14 protein-coding genes and 1 pseudogene are annotated in these 16,766 nt (G+C 60.9%); 14 read left to right on the top strand and 1 reads right to left on the bottom strand.

Going from position 1 to position 16,766, the window contains the following annotated elements:
- Nucleotides 1–16 precede the first annotated feature (16 nt).
- The 9 genes and pseudogenes from ACR0JW_RS17585 to ACR0JW_RS17545 form a co-directional block, all read left to right on the top strand.
- Complete coding sequence (locus ACR0JW_RS17585; protein ID WP_170825313.1) at nt 17–2,470, top strand: FAD-dependent oxidoreductase; 2,454 nt, start codon at nt 17–19, stop codon at nt 2,468–2,470.
- Entirely contained in the window at nt 2,470–3,552 is a 1,083-nt protein-coding gene (locus ACR0JW_RS17580; protein WP_480714255.1) for an alcohol dehydrogenase family protein, read from the top strand. The genes ACR0JW_RS17585 and ACR0JW_RS17580 overlap by 1 nt, the downstream gene beginning before the upstream one ends.
- A complete protein-coding gene (locus tag ACR0JW_RS17575) occupies nt 3,549–4,127 on the top strand; it encodes a dimethylsulfonioproprionate lyase family protein (protein WP_170678454.1) in 579 nt (192 codons plus the stop codon). Before ACR0JW_RS17580 ends, ACR0JW_RS17575 begins: the two co-directional genes overlap by 4 nt.
- On the top strand, nt 4,124–5,230 hold the full coding sequence (locus tag ACR0JW_RS17570) for a mandelate racemase/muconate lactonizing enzyme family protein (RefSeq protein WP_480714254.1): 1,107 nt from the start codon (nt 4,124–4,126) through the stop codon (nt 5,228–5,230). Before ACR0JW_RS17575 ends, ACR0JW_RS17570 begins: the two co-directional genes overlap by 4 nt.
- Nucleotides 5,227–5,511 (top strand): cupin domain-containing protein, encoded by a 285-nt coding sequence (locus ACR0JW_RS17565; protein ID WP_170678450.1) that lies wholly within the window; start codon nt 5,227–5,229, stop codon nt 5,509–5,511. Before ACR0JW_RS17570 ends, ACR0JW_RS17565 begins: the two co-directional genes overlap by 4 nt.
- Nucleotides 5,508–6,614 carry a mandelate racemase/muconate lactonizing enzyme family protein gene (locus ACR0JW_RS17560; RefSeq protein ID WP_480714253.1) on the top strand — a complete coding sequence of 369 codons (1,107 nt, stop codon included), beginning with the start codon at nt 5,508–5,510 and terminating at the stop codon, nt 6,612–6,614. The genes ACR0JW_RS17565 and ACR0JW_RS17560 overlap by 4 nt, the downstream gene beginning before the upstream one ends.
- Entirely contained in the window at nt 6,611–7,714 is a 1,104-nt protein-coding gene (locus tag ACR0JW_RS17555; protein WP_480714252.1) for a mandelate racemase/muconate lactonizing enzyme family protein, read from the top strand. The genes ACR0JW_RS17560 and ACR0JW_RS17555 overlap by 4 nt, the downstream gene beginning before the upstream one ends.
- A gap of 1 nt (nt 7,715) precedes the next feature.
- Nucleotides 7,716–8,987, top strand: a complete 1,272-nt coding sequence (locus ACR0JW_RS17550) for an aminotransferase class III-fold pyridoxal phosphate-dependent enzyme (protein ID WP_170678444.1) — start codon at nt 7,716–7,718, stop codon at nt 8,985–8,987.
- 133 nt (nt 8,988–9,120) lie between these two features.
- Nucleotides 9,121–9,411, top strand: a pseudogene (locus ACR0JW_RS17545) (phosphotransferase-like protein); the annotation flags it as partial.
- 18 nt (nt 9,412–9,429) lie between these two features.
- On the opposite strand, the gene ACR0JW_RS17540 reads toward ACR0JW_RS17545, so the two are convergent.
- Nucleotides 9,430–10,263 (bottom strand): prephenate dehydratase, encoded by an 834-nt coding sequence (locus ACR0JW_RS17540; RefSeq protein ID WP_480714251.1) that lies wholly within the window; start codon nt 10,261–10,263, stop codon nt 9,430–9,432.
- Nucleotides 10,264–10,382: 119 nt separating this feature from the next.
- Between ACR0JW_RS17540 and ACR0JW_RS17535 the strand changes: the two genes are divergently transcribed.
- From ACR0JW_RS17535 to ACR0JW_RS17515, 5 genes are all read left to right on the top strand, one after another.
- A complete protein-coding gene (locus ACR0JW_RS17535) occupies nt 10,383–10,892 on the top strand; it encodes a c-type cytochrome (RefSeq protein ID WP_170613798.1) in 510 nt (169 codons plus the stop codon).
- 174 nt (nt 10,893–11,066) lie between these two features.
- Nucleotides 11,067–12,977, top strand: a complete 1,911-nt coding sequence (locus ACR0JW_RS17530) for an extracellular solute-binding protein (protein WP_170678440.1) — start codon at nt 11,067–11,069, stop codon at nt 12,975–12,977.
- Between the two features lies 1 nt (nt 12,978).
- On the top strand, nt 12,979–14,073 hold the full coding sequence (locus tag ACR0JW_RS17525) for a microcin C ABC transporter permease YejB (protein ID WP_170678438.1): 1,095 nt from the start codon (nt 12,979–12,981) through the stop codon (nt 14,071–14,073).
- Nucleotides 14,074–15,180, top strand: a complete 1,107-nt coding sequence (locus ACR0JW_RS17520; protein WP_170678436.1) for an ABC transporter permease — start codon at nt 14,074–14,076, stop codon at nt 15,178–15,180.
- Nucleotides 15,177–16,754, top strand: a complete 1,578-nt coding sequence (locus tag ACR0JW_RS17515) for an ABC transporter ATP-binding protein (protein WP_170678434.1) — start codon at nt 15,177–15,179, stop codon at nt 16,752–16,754. The genes ACR0JW_RS17520 and ACR0JW_RS17515 overlap by 4 nt, the downstream gene beginning before the upstream one ends.
- Nucleotides 16,755–16,766: the final 12 nt, after the last annotated feature.

Raw genomic sequence — 16,766 nt, 5'->3', positions numbered from 1 at the left:
GGGAAGAGGAAAAATCATGTCCGGGAATGAATTGCCGTCACAGGCCCGTGTGGTCATCGTCGGAGGCGGCGTTATGGGGGTCGGTCTGGCCTATCATCTGGCGCATGAAGGGTGGGGCGGTGATACCGTCCTGCTGGAGAAGGCTGAACTGACCAGCGGCAGCACCTGGCATGCGGCGGGCCAGATCACGCATTCGACCTCGAGCTTTGGGCTGGGCAAATGCGTGGACTACAACATCGGCCTGTATTCCGGCCAGCTGGAGGCTGAGACCGGCCAACCCGTCACATGGCATGGCTGCGGCTCGTTCCGGCTGGCCTATACCGAGGACGAGATGGACTGGTTGCGCCACACGTTGTCGGTGGGCCGGTCGCTGGGGTTCAACATCGAGCTGGTCGGCCCCGAGAAGGTCGCCGAGCTGCATCCGTTCTATAATCTCGAGGGCGTTCTGGGTGCGCTCTATACGCCAGATGACGGGCATGTGGATCCGACCAATGTAACAATGGCGATGGCGACCGGCGCGCGTCAGAAAGGCGTGCGAATCTTCCGCAATTGCCGCGCCACCAACATCACGCAGGCCGAAAATGGCGAGTGGGTGGTCGAGACCGAGTTGGGCGCAATCACCTGCGAGCATGTGGTGAACGCGGGCGGTACCTATGCCCGGCAGATGGGTGAATGGTCCGGTTTGCAACTGCCGATGACTTCGATGACCCACCATTACTTCGTGACCGAGCCGGTGCCGGAGTTCCAGAACCTGGATAAGGAGCTGCCGGTGATCCGCGATGACCGCAAGGTCTCGGGCTATATCCGGATGGAGCAGCAGCGCGGGCTGATCGGGATTTATGAGAAGGAAAACCCGAACTCGGTCTGGCACGATCATTGCCCGTGGGAATACGAGAACTGGCTGTTCGACGCGGATTACGACCGGGTGATGCCGTGGCTAGAGGAAAGCCTGAACCGGATGCCGATTTTTGCCGAGTTGGGTATTCAGCGCGATGTGCATGGGGCGATCTCGCATCCGCCGGATGGCAACCCTCTGATCGGGCCCGCGCCCGGTGTTCGGAACTACTGGTGTTGCTGCGGGACCCAGATCGGGATCGGCTGGGGGCCGGGCCTGACCCGCGAACTGGCGCGCTGGATGGTGCATGGCGCTGCTGATATTTCGATGCGCGAGTATGACCCGCGACGGTTTGGCAGCTATGCCAACAAGGACTGGCAGGTGATCAAGGCGGAAGAGGACTATTGCCTGCGTCACGAAGTACCCTTTCCGCATTTCAACCGTCTGGCGGGGCGCCCGATCAAGCCGTCCCCTTTGTATGAGTTGCTGAAATCCAAAGGCGCGGTGCACGAGGAGGTCTATGGTTTCGAACGCCCCCGCTGGTTCGCGCGGGACGGCGTGGAGCAGCGCGATCACTATTCCTTCCGCCGTACACCTGCCGATGACATGGTCGCGGCTGAAGTCAAAGCGGTGCGCGAACGCGTGGGTATCATGGATGTCACCGCCTTCACCAAGGTCGAGGTTTCGGGGCCAGATGCCTACGCCCTGCTGGACCGGCTGACCGCCAACCGGATGCCGCAGAAGGTCGGCTCGATCACGTTGACCCATATGTTGAACCGGCGTGGGCGGATCGAGTTGGAGACGACTATTGTCCGTATGGCCGAGGATCGGTTCTATCTGGTCTGCGCGGCGTTCTTCGAACAGCGCCTGCTGGATCATCTGGCGCAACAGCGCGCAGTTGAGGATGTGCAGATCACCGCATTGTCCGCAGACTGGTCGGCCCTGTCGCTGAACGGCCCCCGCTCGCGGGACGTGTTGGCGCGTTGCACCGACGCCGATCTGTCCAATGCCGGGTTCCGCTGGCTGTCCGCGCAGGAAATCACCATAGCGGGCCACAAGGTCTGGGCCTTCCGTATGTCCTATGCCGGTGAGCTGGGCTGGGAACTGCACATGCCCAACGCCGCCTGCCTGGATGTCTACAACGCGTTGTGGGTGGCAGGCGAGGCCCATGGCATCACCGATTATGGCAGCTTTGCCATGAACGTGATGCGGATGGAGAAGGCCTTCAAGGGCGCGGGTGAACTGACCAACGAGGTCACGTTGGCCGAGGCAGGCGTGCTGCGCTTTGCCCAGACGGACAAGGACTATCTGGGTAAGGACAAGACCCTGAACACTGACCTGCCCTGGGTGTGTGCATATCTCGAAATCGAGCCGGATGGTGTTGCGGATGGCCATGGTGGAGAAGCTGTGGTGCTGGACGGGCGTGTCGTGGGGTCGACCGCTTCGGTGGTCTATGGTTACACAGTCGGTAAGATCCTGGCCTTTGCCTATGTCAAACCCGACGCGGCCGCGCCCGGAACCGCAGTAGAGGTCGTGATCCACGGCAAGCCCCGCGCGGGCCGTATTCTTGGTCAGCCGGCCTATGACCCCGAAAGCCTGTTGCCCCGCACAGACGCAATAATGGAGACCGCGTGATGAGCCTGCCCGATACGATGAAAGCCATGGTCACGATGGGTCACGGCGGGCTGGAGCAGATGGTGCTGCACACGGACTGGCCGCGCCCGGACCCCGCCGCCGGAGACGTTCTGATCAAGGTCGCCGCCTGCGGTCTGAACAACACTGACGTGAACACGCGATCCGGCTGGTATTCCAAGACCGTGACTGATGCGACAACCGGTGGCGCCTTCGAAGAGGTTGGCGAAGAGGACCCCACATGGGGTGGCAATCCCATCACTTTCCCCCGTATTCAGGGCGCGGATATCTGCGGACACATCGTGGCCGTGGGCGAAGGTGTCGACCCCAGGCTGATCGGCGAACGCGTCATTACCGATGGATGGCTGCGCGATCCGGCGGACCCGGGCAATATGGACAAGACCGGGTATTTCGGATCCGAGCGGGATGGCGGTTTTGCGGAATATGCCACGACACTGGCAGTGAATGCGGCGCCGATCACTTCGGATCTTTCGGATGCAGAACTGGCAACGTTTTCATGCTCTTACTCGACGGCCGAAGGGATGCTGACCCGAGCCAACGTGACCGAAAAAGACACGGTGCTGGTGCCCGGCGCGTCCGGCGGTGTTGGGGGCGCTTTGGTCCAGTTGGCCAAGCGCCGCGGTGCGCGCGTGATCGCGCTGGCGTCCGAGGCGAAGCATGCCGATGTGGCGGAACTTGGCCCCGACGTGATCCTGCCCCGCGGACCGGAAAACCTGCGGGCGGCGCTGGGCGACGAGAAGATCACCGTGGTTGCCGATGTGGTGGGCGGGCCCTACTGGCCGACCCTGATCGACATTCTGGAACGAGGTGGTCGGTATACCTGTTCCGGCGCCATTGCGGGCCCGATGGTCGAGTTTGACCTGCGGACTTTCTATCTGCGCGACCTGACCTTTACCGGCTCGACCGTGATCGACCCGCAGGTAATGCGGAACCTCGTGAAGTATATCGAAGCCGGTGAGATCAAGCCCGCTCTGGCCGCGACCTTTCCGCTGGAAAAGTTGCGCGAGGCGCAGGCCGCCTTCATCGCCAAACAACACACCGGCAATATTGTGGTGATCCCATGACACTTGATGACGTACTGGAAGCGGCCCGGCTGGTGCATCAGGCGCATCCTGATCTTGCCGCTTTCGGGGTCTGGCCCGATGATCTGACCCCCACAGGTCTGCAGCCTGCGCCGATACCGGCGACCGATCTAGTGCGTGACTTTGCCGAGGACGGCGGGGAGCCGACCCGCGATCTGGTCGCGGCGATCAAGGCGACGGCGCATCTGGCGCAGTGGAAGCTGACCTATACCGAAGAGGAGGTCGGCGCGGATTTCCTGAACCGCTTTGGGTACTACGAACTCTTTGGTCCGACAGGACATTTCCACTCGACTCAACTGCGGGGCTACGTCGCGTATTGGGGTGCCGGCCTGAACTATGATTGGCATAGCCATCAGGCTGAGGAGCTGTATCTGACTCTGGCGGGCGGGGCGGTGTTCCGGGTCGACGGAAACGAGGCCTTCGTCGGCCCTAACGAAACGCGACATCACGAAAGCTGGCAAAGCCACGCCATGACCACGACAGAACAGCCGATCCTGACCTTTGTCCTGTGGCGCGGCGACGGGATGGGCGATCTGCCCAGAATGGACGCTGCATGAAGATCAACCGTATCCGCGTCTTCCAGACCGGGCTGCCCTATGTGGGCGGTGCGTATGTTTGGGGCGCGGGCAATGCAATCGAAAGGGCCACCGCCTCGGTTGTTGTGATCGACACCGACGCCGGATTGCAGGGTTGTGGGGAGTTCACGCCCTGTGGCGAGAACTACATGGTGGCGCATACCGAAGGTGTTCCTGCACTCGCACGTCTGGTGGCACCAAAGCTGCTGGGGGAAGACCCGCGTCAGGTCGGGCGGATCGAACGGCTTCTGGATCATCTGGTGCAGGGGCACGGCTATGCCAAGGCCCCGTTCGATGCCGCATGCTGGGATATTCTGGGGCAGGCCTGTGATCAGCCGGTGTGGATGCTGCTGGGCGGTAAGCTGACCGACGGTGCGCCGATGTACCGGGTGGCCCCACAAAAGGCGGTGGACGAGACCGTGGCCGAGATGGACCGCTATCGGGATCAGGGCTATCGCCAGTTTCAGGTCAAAGTCGGGGGCGATTGGGCCAGCGACATCGACCGCATACGCAGCACGGTGCCTTTGCTGAAACCGGGCGAAAAGGCCATGGCCGATGCCAACCAAGGCTGGCGCGTGGACAATGCGATCCGGGTGGCGCGCGCCACGCGTGATCTGGATTTCATTCTGGAACAGCCCTGCCGCACCTATGAAGAATGCCATCAGGTGCGCCGTGTGGCCGAGCAGCCGATGAAGCTGGACGAATGTCTGACCGGCATCCACATGGCGCAGCGGATCGTTGCGGATCGCGGGGCCGAGATCTGCTGTCTGAAGATCTCGAACCTCGGGGGGCTCAGCAAGGCGCGGCGGGTGCGGGATTATCTGGTCGATAACCGAATTCCGGTGGTCAGTGAGGATACCTGGGGTGGTGAGATCACATCCTCGGTCGTGGCGCATTTCGCGGCCTCGACCCCGGCAGAATATCTGCAGAACACCACCGATCTGATGAACTACAACACCAGGTCGACCGGAATCGGCGGTCCGGTGTCGCGGGATGGCAAGCTTTACGCCTCTGATACGCCAGGGCTGGGCGTAACCCCTGATTTCGAAAGCCTCGGCGCGCCGATAGAGGAGTTCCTCCTATGAGGCCACAAGCAACGGCAACTCAAATGATTGACGACGCCCGTGTTCGGGTGACGCGATTTGACTTTGCGCCCGGTGGGGAAACCGGGTGGCATCGGCACGAGATGGACTATGTCATCATCGCCATCTCCGATTGCCACATGCGGCTGGAATTGCCCGATGGCTCGGTCAATGACGTGACGGTCCCGGCCGGATCCGCGTATCGGCGCGATGAAGGGGTCGAGCATAACGTTATCAATAACGGGGACAGCCCCATGTCCTTTGTCGAAGTGGAACTGAAATGAAGATCACCCGGATATCGGTCTATCACGTCGATCTGCCGCTGGAGCATCCCTATTGGTTGTCCGGCGGGCGGCTCAAGTTCGAGGTGCTTGATGCAACGCTGGTCAAAGTCGAAACGGATGAGGGCCTGACCGGCTGGGGTGAGGGCACGCCTTGGGGCCACACGTACGTGCCCGCACACGGGCCGGGTATCCGCGCGGGAATCGAGACGATGGCGCCCTTCGTTCTGGGCCTGGATCCGCGCAAAGTGTTGGATGTGGAACGTGCCATGGATCTTGCCTTACCCGGACATCTCTATGCAAAAAGCCCGATCGACATGGCCTGCTGGGACATCGCCGGTCAGGCGGCGGGCCTGCCCATTGCCGACCTTATGGGCGGCGGATCACGAACACCGCGTCCGATTGCTTCGTCCGTGGGTGCGAAGACCGTGGAGGAAACCCGCGCGGTGATCGAGCGCTATCGCAGCCGTGGCTACATCGCCCATTCGGTGAAAATTGGTGGAGATGTCGAACGCGACATTGCCCGTGTTCGCGATGTCGAAAGCATCCGGCGACCGGGTGAGATCATCCTTTATGACGTCAACCGGGGCTGGACCCGGCAACAGGCGCTGCGAGTGATGAGTGCCTGCGAGGAACTGAACGTCACGTTCGAACAACCCGGTGAGACGCTGGACGACATTGCGGCGATCTCGGGCAGACATGCCTCGCCCGTTTCGGTGGATGAAAGCCTGGTCACCGTGCAGGATGCGGCGCGCATCGCCCGGGATGGGCTTGCCGAGGTTTTCGGGATCAAACTGAACCGCGTCGGCGGCCTGACCAAGGCGGCGCGGATCCGTGATATTGCGCTGGCCCATGGTATCGACATGTTCGTGATGGCCACGGGCGGGTCGGTTCTGGCGGACACCGAAGCGCTGCATCTGGCCGCGACCATCCCGGATGACAACTGCCACGCGGTCTGGGCCTGTCAGGACATGATCACCCTCGACATCGCAGGCGGGCGCGGTCCGCGCAACATTGATGGCCACCTGCACCTGCCCGAAACGCCCGGCCTTGGTGTTTCGCCGGACGAGGATGCGCTGGGCGATCCGGTCGGAGCCTACCAATGAGGATCACCAAGATAGCGCTCTGGTCCGTCGACCTGACAAGTCACGAAACCTATCACATGGCCGAAGGCAAGACCTGCGCGACAGTCAAAAGTCATATCCTGTGTCTGGACACGGATACCGGCTTGAAAGGCTGGGGCGAGGTCTGCCCGATTCCGCATTACCTTCCCGCCTATGCTGATGGGGTTCCCGCAGCTGTGGCCGAGATGGGGTCGGAAATTCTTGGCATGTCTCCCTTCGGGGTCGATGCGCCCATGCGCAAGCTGGATGGGTTTCTGCAGGGGCATCTCTATGCCAAATCCATTGTGGATCTCGCGCTGTGGGACCTGTTTGGCAAGGCCTCGGGTCAGCCGGTCTATGCGCTGCTGGGCGGGCGGACACAGGCGGATATGCCGCTGTACCACTCGATTACCTGCATCGCGCCAGATGACATGGCGCGGATCGCCAAGACCGCTTACCAGACCGGCATTCGCCAGTTTCAGGTCAAGCTGGGCGTCGAAGGCGACTGGCAGGCCGACGCCGAGCGGCTGATCAGGGTGCGCGAGGCCGTGGGGCCGGGACCGCTGGTTTATGGCGACTGGAATTGCGGGGCATCGCGGCTGCAGGCGACGCGCACGGGCCGGGCGGTGGCGCATCTGGATGTGATGCTGGAACAACCCTGCAAAACGCTAGAGGACTGCGCGGCGGTGCACCAGGCCACCGGCCTGCCGATGAAGATCGACGAAAACGCTCATGATCTGGCCTCGCTGTTGCAGGCGCATGCGCTGGGCTGCATGGATGCCGTCGCTTTGAAAATCTCGAAATTCGGTGGGCTGTCGGCCATGCGCCGGGCGCGGGATCTGACCGTGCATCTGGGGGCCGAGATTTGCGCCGAATGCACCTGGGGGTCGGATATCGTGACGGCTGCGGCGCTGCATTTCGCGGCGTCGACACCGGCTGCGTCGCTGATGAATACCTGCGACCTGTCTTCCTATGTCTCCCCGCGCGTCTGCCCGGACGCACCAAACCGTGAAAATGGCCGGATTGCCCCACCTGAGGGTCCGGGGTTAGGTGTTACCCCGAACCCGGAGGTTCTTGGCTCCCCAATATTGGAGATCGTTTGAGATGCTGAAAATCAATACTCAATCCGAATGGATCGCCCGCGCGAACGAGGTTCTTCCCGCCGGCGGGTTTGGCAATTTCGATCCGGGTATCATCATCGGCCGAGGCGAAGGCAGCCGCGTCTGGGATCAGGACGGCAAGGAGTATATCGATTACCTGATCGGCTCGGGGCCGATGCTGCTGGGCCATGGCCACCCCGAGGTGATGGAGGCGGTGCTGGAGCAATTGCCCAAGGGCATGACCTTTTTTGCCAACAATGCAAAGGGTGTCGAGCTGGCCGAAGCGATTATCGATGCGGTGCCGTGTTGCAAGCAGATCCGCTTTGTCGCCTCGGGCGGTGAGGCGGATATGTATGCGATCCGGCTGGCCCGCGCCTATACCGGTCGCGACAAGATCCTGAAATTCGAAGGCGGTTATCACGGGATGAGCGCCGAGGCGCAGATGAGCCTGGCCCCCAGCCGTGAGGTCAACTTCCCGCAGGCCGTTCCCGACAGCGCCGGTATCCCGCAGGGCGTGGCCGACCAGATGCTGATCGCGCCTTTCAATGATCTGGAGGCGGTGTCGAACCTGTTGAATGAACATGACGACATTGCAGCCATTATGGTCGAGCCGCTGCAGCGGATCATCCCGCCTGAACCGGGCTATCTGCAGGGGTTGCGCGATCTGTGCGACAAGCACAGTGTACTGCTGATCTTCGATGAGATCGTAACGGGGTTTCGTCTGGCCTATGGCGGTGCGCAGGAGAAATACGGTGTGACGCCCGATATCTGCACGCTGGGCAAGATCACCGGCGGCGGTTTCCCTCTGGCCGCGCTGGGTGCCAGCGCCGAGATAATGAAGCATTTCGACAAGGCGAAGGTGGGCGAAGAGGGCTGGCTCATGCAGTTGGGCACGCTGTCCGGCAATCCGATCGCGTCCGTGGCCGGTTTGAAAACCATGGAGGTTCTGCGCCGCGACGGTGTCTATGACAAGCTGCGCGCAACCGGAAAGGCGCTACAGACCATGCAGTCCGAAGCGCTGAGCGCCGCCGGTATCCCACACCGGATTTGCGGCGATGAGACACTGTTCGACATCTATTTCACCGCCAACACTTGCCGGGACTACCGCAGCGCGAAACATGATGATCCCCAGCGCAACGTCGTCTACAACGCCGCCTTGCGCGAGGCGGGTATCTTCAAGGCGCCGGGTAAGCTGTACCCGTCACTGGCCGTGACCGAGGCTGATCTGGAACACACGCGCGCGGCGGTGGCAAAGGCGATTGCGGCCATCGTCTAGGGATGAGGCGTCCTAGTGAATCAGATAAATCGTGGCTTGCCCAAGGGCCGGTGTTCTGGGCAAGTCGCATCTAAGCGGTGTTCCGGGATTCAGATCATCGTGAACGAACCCAACAAGCCCGGGCTTCCGATTTTTCGCAGATCATATTCTGCACCCGCCGGACTGGGCCCAAGCCATGAAACAGGGGCTAAAGCACCATGACGTGCTGTTTATCGGCGTGCATTGCCCGGTGCCTGAGCTGATCCGCAGAGAGGCCGCCCGTGGTGACCGTTCGCCCGGCAGCGCGGAACAGGACCAGCGGACAATTCACAAAGGCCGGCAATACGATCTGGAGGTCGACGCGATGGACGGGGTGGATGCCAACGTGGACGCGATCCTTGCGGCGTGGCGCAGCGGCACGCGCAAATCAGAATTCGCGATCTAGCGTTGGGGGGCTTGACGTTTAGCCGCGCGGCTGCGCCGCCGGGTAGACGCCCAGAATTTCAACGTTGGTCGTGAAGTGTTCCAGCTCGTCCATGGCCAATTGCACGTTGCGGTCCTCGGGGTGCCCAACGATGTCGGCGTAGAACTGGGTCGCGGTGAACGAGCCGTCGATCATGTAGCTTTCCAGCTTGGTCATGTTGATGCCGTTTGTCGCAAAACCGCCCATCGCCTTGTAAAGGGCGGCCGGGATGTTGCGCACCTGAAACACGAAGCTGGTGATCATGCCGTGATCCCCGCGTGGCGTCAGGTCGGACTGCCGGGACATGACCAGAAACCGGGTGGTATTGTTGTCGCGGTCCTCGATATGGCGGGCCAGCACGTTCAGGCCGTAGATTTCTGCCGCAAGCTCGCTGGCAAGGGCCGCCGAGTGCAGCTCGGCCTGTTCTGAAACCTCTCGCGCGGCGCGGGCGTTGTCGGGGCTGACGCGGCCGCGAATGCCGTATTTCTTCAAAAATCCCGCGCATTGCGGCAGCAGCACAAGATGGGAATGCGCCTCGGTGATGTCTTCAAGCTTTGCGCCCGGCACGCCCAACAGGTTGATGTGGACGCGCACGAAGGCCTCATCGATGATGTGCAGCCCGCTGTGCGGCAGCAGCCGGTGAATGTCGGCCACCCGGCCATAGGTCGTGTTCTCGACTGGCAGCATCGCCAGATCCGCGTCACCGGCGCGAACCGATTCGATCACATCTTCGAAAGTGCGGCAGGGCAGGGCCTCCATATAGGGGCGCGCGTTGCGGCAAGCTTCGTGGCTGTAGGCGCCGGGCTCACCCTGAAATGCGATGCGATTGGTCATTTGGTCGATTCCGTGCAACAAGTTCTTGATTTGGGCGTTTAGTCGCGGTGTCTATACCTTGCCTCTTGCAAGGGGAAGCCTTAGACACCCCGCAGACAGCTGAAATGGACTCGCGATCAATGTTCGACACGATGACAGTTACCAAGGCCGCCGCAGGCCTGTTCGGCACCTTCCTGGTGCTTCTTCTGGCCAAATGGGGGGCAGATGTTCTCTATAGTGTAGATGCCCATGGCGCCGAAGCCGCCTATGTCATCGAAACCGAAAGCTCGGGCGAAAGCGCCGACGGCGAAGAAGTGGTATTCGAGGACATGCTGGCAGCCGCCGATCCTGAAAAGGGTGCGAAGGTATTCCGCAAGTGCACCGCCTGCCACAAGCTGGAAGACGGCGCCAACGGCACTGGCCCATATCTGTACGCGATTGTGGATCGTCCGGTTGCGTCCGCCAAGGGCTTTACCGGCTATTCCGCATCCATGCAGGCCCATGGCGGCAACTGGACGCCAGAGGCGCTGGATGCCTTCCTGACAAGACCCAGCAGCTACATTTCAGGCACCTCGATGAGCTTTGCTGGCCTGAAGAAGCCGCAGGAACGTGCCGACCTGATTGCCTATCTGCAGACCATCGGCAACTGATCGGCCCATCGGATGAACCGATTTCAAAGCCGCTGCCCCGTGCAGCGGCTTTATTTTTTGTCTAAGGACAACTTCACAATCCGTTCACGCGTTCTAAACTTGCAACTTACAGTTCTGGCCTTTTAGCTGTCGGTCACAACAATGAAGACGGAAACGACCAAGAGGATGAGCACCATGAAATCCCTTCTGTCCAGTAATCGCAAATTGCACGTCCGGTCCTGGGCTGCTGTTCTGGGGGTTTCTGCCGCTCTGGTCGTGGGCGCCGCGAATCTGGCCGGGGCTGTTGAGGAGGGCGTGACGCGCAGCCACGGGTATTCCTATTTTGGCAATCTCGACTACCCGCCCGACTATCCGCATCTGAACTATGTCAATCCCGAAGCCCCCAAGGGGGGCGAGCTGTCGCTGGCGGGGTCCGGCACCTTCGACTCGCTTAACCCTTATTCACGCAAGGGCCGCGCCGGGGCGCTGACGTCGATCCAATATGATGCGCTGATCGACAGCGCGTCAGACAGCGTGGGGCAGTATTACGGTCTGCTGGCACACAGCATGGAATATGACGAAGGGCGCAATTACGTGATCTTCCACATGCGCCCGGAGGCGACGTTCTGGGATGGTACGCCGGTGACGGCCGAGGACGTGGTCTACAGCCATCGCCTGTTCATCGAGCAGGGGTTGCCATCTTATGCGCAGGCCGTCGGTCGCATGGTGACAGGGGCCGAAGCGCTGGACGATCACACGGTGAAATTTTCCTTTAGCCCGGAAGTGACGCGCCGCGGGCTGATCGAAACGGTCGGGTCGACGCCGGTATTCTCGAAAGCCTGGTTCGAGGCTGACGAATCCCGCCGTCTGGACGAGCCCCGGCTTGAGGTTGCCGTGGGGTCCGGGCCCTACAAGCTGGACAGTTACGACATCAACCGGCGCATCGTCTACAAACGCCGGGACGATTACTGGGGCAAGGATCTGCCGATCAACGTTGGCCGCAACAACTACGACACCATTCGTATCGAGTATTTCGCCGATCAGACTGCCGCTTTCGAGGGGTTCAAGGCCGGTGAATACACCATGCGGATCGAAAGTGACCCCAAGCTTTGGGCCTCGAGCTATGATTTTCCGAAGCTGACCCAAGGAACGGTTGTCCGCGACGAGATTGCGGATGGCAGCCCGCCGACGCCTTCCGGGTTTGTGTTCAATCTGGGTAAACCGCAATTCGAAGACAAGAAAGTGCGGCAGGCGCTGGCGCTGGCCTTCAACTTTGAATGGGCCAATGAATCGCTGATGTTCGGCTTGAACGCACCGCGCAATTCCTTTGTTCAGGACACCCATATTGAGGCCAAGGGGCCGCCGGAGGGGGCTGAACTGGCCTTTCTGGAAAGCCTTGGCGATATCGTGCCGGATGAGGTTCTGAGCGAACCGGCCCTGGTAATGCACGAGTCCAGTTCGGCGCGCCTGAACGATCGGCGAAACATGCGGGCGGCCTCGAAGCTGCTGGATGAGGCTGGCTGGCCAGTTGGAGATGGCAATCTGCGCCGAAACGAACAGGGTCAGACGCTGAAGGTGAACATTCCTTATTCTTCCAGCATTCCGACCTCGACCGCGACGATGATCGAGACTTTTGTGCAGAACTTGCAGGCCATTGGTGTGGATGCAATGGCGGAAAAGGTGGATCCGTCGCAATACACGTTGCGCCGGCGCGAGCGGGACTATGACATGATCCATTCCACCCAGTACGGGGCGTTCCTGTCCACGGGTGGCGGGCTCAGCCAGATGTACGGCTCGAAAGAGGCTGCGTTCAGCCTTTTCAATCCGGCCGGACTGGCCAGCCCATTGGTGGATGCGGTTATCGAAGCCTCGTTCGATACCACGAATCAGGCAGAACAGGACGCGGCGTTGATGGCGCTTGACCGCGTGTTGCGGTATGAGTTCTTCGTGATCCCGGATGGATACGTTGCGGACTATTGGACGGCTTACTACGACATGTATGAATACCCGGAAAACCTGCCTCCGTTCAGCCTTGGTTATCTGGATTTGTGGTGGATCAATCCGGAAAAAGAGGCGGCTCTGAAAGCGAAAGGCGCGCTGCGATAACATGGGCGCGTATATTCTAAGACGCCTGTTGCTGGTCATTCCGACCCTTCTGGGCATCATGATTGTCAACTTCACGCTGGTGCAGTTCGTGCCGGGCGGGCCGGTTGAACAGATAATCGCCCAGATCGAAGGGCAGGGCGATGTGTTTGCCGGATTTGCAGGCGGTGGCGATGCTGGGGCGGCCTCGGAACCTGCCGGGGGCGCCTTTGACGACAAATATGTCGGCGCGCGGGGGCTGCCGCCCGAATTCATTGCCGAACTGGAGAAAGAATTCGGCTTCGACAAGCCTCCGCTCCAGCGCTTTCTGAGCATGATAGGCAACTACCTGACGCTGGATTTCGGCGAGAGCTATTTCCGGTCCATCAGCGTCATCGATCTGGTGTTGGAAAAGATGCCGGTTTCGATCTCGCTGGGTCTTTGGTCGACCCTGATCGCCTATTTGGTGTCGATCCCGCTGGGCATCCGCAAAGCCATCAAGGACGGATCGACCTTTGATACCTGGACCAGCGGAACCATCATTGTGGCCTACGCCATTCCCGGTTTCCTGTTCGCCATCCTGCTGCTGGTGCTGTTTGCGGGCGGATCCTACTGGCAGATTTTCCCGCTGCGGGGGCTGACATCGGACAATTGGGACAGCCTCAGCCTGATTGGCAAGATTGCGGACTATTTCTGGCACATTGCCCTGCCGATCATTGCGCTGACGATTTCGGCGTTTGCAACGCTGACGCTGCTGACCAAGAACTCGTTCCTGGATGAAATCAAGAAGCAATATGTGATGACTGCCCGCGCCAAGGGCCTGAGCGAGCGCAAGGTTCTGTACGGTCATGTGTTCCGCAATGCGATGCTGATCGTTATTGCGGGCTTTCCGGCGGTGTTCATCGGGGTGTTCTTTGGCGGCTCGATCATCATCGAGACCATATTCTCGCTGGACGGGCTGGGCCGTTTGGGGTTCGAGGCCGCGGTGGCAAGGGATTATCCGGTGATATTCGGCACACTGTTCATCTTTGGTCTGATGGGGCTGGTGGTCGGCATCATCAGCGATTTGATGTACGTGGTGGTCGACCCGCGCATCGATTTCGAAAAGCGGGAGGGGTAAATGGCGCTGTCCCCTCTCAACCAGCGCCGCTGGCGCAACTTCCGGCGCAATGGTCGCGCGTTCTGGTCGCTGATCATCTTCTCGGTACTGTTCGGCCTGTCGCTGTTCGCCGAGTTCATCGCCAACGACAAACCGATTCTGGTGAAATACCGGGGCGAGTTCTTCACGCCGGTGTTCAATTTCTACGCCGAAACCGAATTTGGCGGGGATTTTCAGACCGAAGCCATCTATCGCGATCCCGAAGTGCGATGCCTGATCGACAGCGGTGGGATTGATCAGTGTTTTGACGATCCCGAGCGGATCATCGAAGAGATCGATGCCGGCACGTTTCAGGCGGACGGGTTCGAGCGGGGCTGGGCGATCTGGCCACCGATTCCGTACTCCTACAACACCAGCGTTGACCGGCCGGGTGCGGCACCCCTGCCGCCGAACGGGCAGAATCTGCTGGGCACCGACGACACCAAACGTGATGTTCTGGCGCGCGTGATCTACGGGTTCCGACTGTCGATCCTGTTCACGCTGGTCGTCACCGGCGCAGCCAGCCTGATCGGGGTGTTTGCAGGGGCCATCCAGGGCTATTTCGGCGGCTGGCTGGATTTGATCTTCCAGCGGATAATCGAGATCTGGTCCGCGACACCGTCGCTCTATGTCATCATCATCATGTTTGCGGTTCTGGGACGAAGTTTCTGGTTGCTGGTCATCCTGATGATCCTGTTCAGCTGGACCGGGCTGGTGGGCGTGGTGCGGGCGGAATTCCTACGTGCGCGCAACCTTGAATATGTCCGCGCTGCCAAGGCGCTCGGCGTTGGCAACATGACGATCATGTTCCGGCACATGTTGCCCAACGCGATGGTGGCCATGCTGACCTTCATGCCATTTATCGTGACCGGCACCATCGCGGGTCTGGCCAGCCTTGATTTTCTGGGCTTCGGCCTGCCGTCCTCGGCCCCGTCACTGGGCGAACTGACCTTGCAGGCAAAACAGAACCTGCAGGCGCCGTGGCTGGCCTTCACCGCGTTCTTCACCTTTGCCATCATGCTGTCGCTGCTGGTCTTCATCTTCGAAGGCGTGCGGGATGCGTTTGACCCCAGAAAGACGTTCTCATGAGTTTGTTGGATGTGAATAACCTCAGGGTCTCGTTCCGGCAGGACGGGCAGGTTTCCGCGGCGGTCAGGGGTGTGTCCTTCACCGTCGACCGGGGCGAAACGGTTGCGCTGGTCGGGGAATCGGGGTCGGGCAAGTCTGTCACGGCGCTGAGCACCGTTTCGCTTTTGGGTGACAGCGCGATTGTCGAAGGCTCGGTCACGTATGAAGGTCAGGAAATGATCGGCGCGTCCGAGGACCGGCTGATGGATGTGCGCGGCAACGATATCAGTTTCATCTTTCAAGAGCCGATGACCTCGCTCAACCCGCTGCACACGATCCAGAAGCAGATGGCCGAGTCGCTGGCCCTGCACCAGGGTGTGACTGGCGACGAAGCGCGCGATCGGATCGTGGAACTGCTGATCAAGGTTGGCATCCGCGACCCGAGGGATCGGTTGGACAGTTACCCGCACCAGTTGTCTGGCGGACAGCGCCAGCGGGTGATGATCGCGATGGCGCTGGCCAACAAGCCGGACATCCTGATCGCGGATGAGCCGACAACCGCGCTGGATGTCACAATTCAGGCGCAGATCCTGGAGTTGCTGGCTGACCTGCAGAAATCGGAAAAAATGGGGATGCTGTTCATCACCCACGATCTGGGTATCGTGCGGCGGATTGCCGACCGGGTGTGCGTGATGAAGGACGGCGAGATTGTCGAAACCGGCGAAACCGCCGAAATCTTCGACAACCCGCAGCATCCCTACACGCGCAAGCTGCTGGCGGCGGAACCGTCGGGCGAACCCGATCCGGTGGCCGCGGATGCTGAGGAAGTGGCGCGGACGAACCACCTGAAAGTGTGGTTTCCGATTCAGCGCGGGTTCTTCAAGCGGATAGTAGGCCATGTGAAGGCCGTCAACGATGCGACGCTGTCGGTACGTGCGGGTGAGACGCTGGGGATCGTGGGCGAAAGCGGGTCGGGCAAGACCACGCTGGCACTGGCGATCATGCGGCTGATTGCCTCTGAAGGCGGGATTACATTCCGCGATCAGGACGTGCGCCGCTGGTCCACGCGTGAATTGCGCCGCCTGCGCAAAGATATGCAGATCGTGTTTCAGGACCCGTTCGGCAGCCTCAGCCCCCGCATGACCTGCCAGCAGATCATTGCCGAGGGCTTGGCGATCCACAACGTTGACCCGCACCGCGCGCCGCGCGAACTGGTGGCCGAGGTGATGGCCGAAGTTGGTCTGGACCCGGCGGCGATGGACCGGTATCCGCACGAGTTTTCCGGCGGTCAGCGCCAGCGCATCGCCATCGCGCGGGCCATGGTGCTGCGGCCCAAACTGCTGGTGCTGGATGAGCCGACCAGCGCGCTGGACATGACGGTGCAGGTGCAAATCGTCGATCTGCTGCGAGATCTGCAAAAGAAATACGGGCTGGCCTATCTGTTCATCAGTCACGACCTGAAGGTGGTGCGCGCCATGTCGCACAACGTCATCGTCATGCGAAATGGCGACGTGGTCGAGATGGGCCGGGCCGAGGACCTGTTCGAGAATGCCCAGACCGATTACACCCGAGAACTGATCGCGGCGGCGGGCTGAAAGCAGCCCGCC

Source organism: Ruegeria sp. BG6 (assembly GCF_056538465.1).
This window is presented reverse-complemented; position numbering and strand designations above follow the sequence as displayed.

Excerpts from the sequence above, each read along its gene's own strand:
- ACR0JW_RS17585 (WP_170825313.1), top strand. The coding sequence starts at position 17 with ATGTCCGGGAATGAATTGCCGTCACAGGCCCGTGTGGTCATCGTCGGA.
- ACR0JW_RS17580 (WP_480714255.1), top strand. The coding sequence starts at position 2,470 with ATGAGCCTGCCCGATACGATGAAAGCCATGGTCACGATGGGTCACGGC.
- ACR0JW_RS17575 (WP_170678454.1), top strand. The coding sequence starts at position 3,549 with ATGACACTTGATGACGTACTGGAAGCGGCCCGGCTGGTGCATCAGGCG.
- ACR0JW_RS17570 (WP_480714254.1), top strand. The coding sequence starts at position 4,124 with ATGAAGATCAACCGTATCCGCGTCTTCCAGACCGGGCTGCCCTATGTG.
- ACR0JW_RS17565 (WP_170678450.1), top strand. The coding sequence starts at position 5,227 with ATGAGGCCACAAGCAACGGCAACTCAAATGATTGACGACGCCCGTGTT.
- ACR0JW_RS17560 (WP_480714253.1), top strand. The coding sequence starts at position 5,508 with ATGAAGATCACCCGGATATCGGTCTATCACGTCGATCTGCCGCTGGAG.
- ACR0JW_RS17555 (WP_480714252.1), top strand. The coding sequence starts at position 6,611 with ATGAGGATCACCAAGATAGCGCTCTGGTCCGTCGACCTGACAAGTCAC.
- ACR0JW_RS17550 (WP_170678444.1), top strand. The coding sequence starts at position 7,716 with ATGCTGAAAATCAATACTCAATCCGAATGGATCGCCCGCGCGAACGAG.
- ACR0JW_RS17540 (WP_480714251.1), bottom strand. The coding sequence starts at position 10,263 with ATGACCAATCGCATCGCATTTCAGGGTGAGCCCGGCGCCTACAGCCAC.
- ACR0JW_RS17535 (WP_170613798.1), top strand. The coding sequence starts at position 10,383 with ATGTTCGACACGATGACAGTTACCAAGGCCGCCGCAGGCCTGTTCGGC.
- ACR0JW_RS17530 (WP_170678440.1), top strand. The coding sequence starts at position 11,067 with ATGAAATCCCTTCTGTCCAGTAATCGCAAATTGCACGTCCGGTCCTGG.
- ACR0JW_RS17525 (WP_170678438.1), top strand. The coding sequence starts at position 12,979 with ATGGGCGCGTATATTCTAAGACGCCTGTTGCTGGTCATTCCGACCCTT.
- ACR0JW_RS17520 (WP_170678436.1), top strand. The coding sequence starts at position 14,074 with ATGGCGCTGTCCCCTCTCAACCAGCGCCGCTGGCGCAACTTCCGGCGC.
- ACR0JW_RS17515 (WP_170678434.1), top strand. The coding sequence starts at position 15,177 with ATGAGTTTGTTGGATGTGAATAACCTCAGGGTCTCGTTCCGGCAGGAC.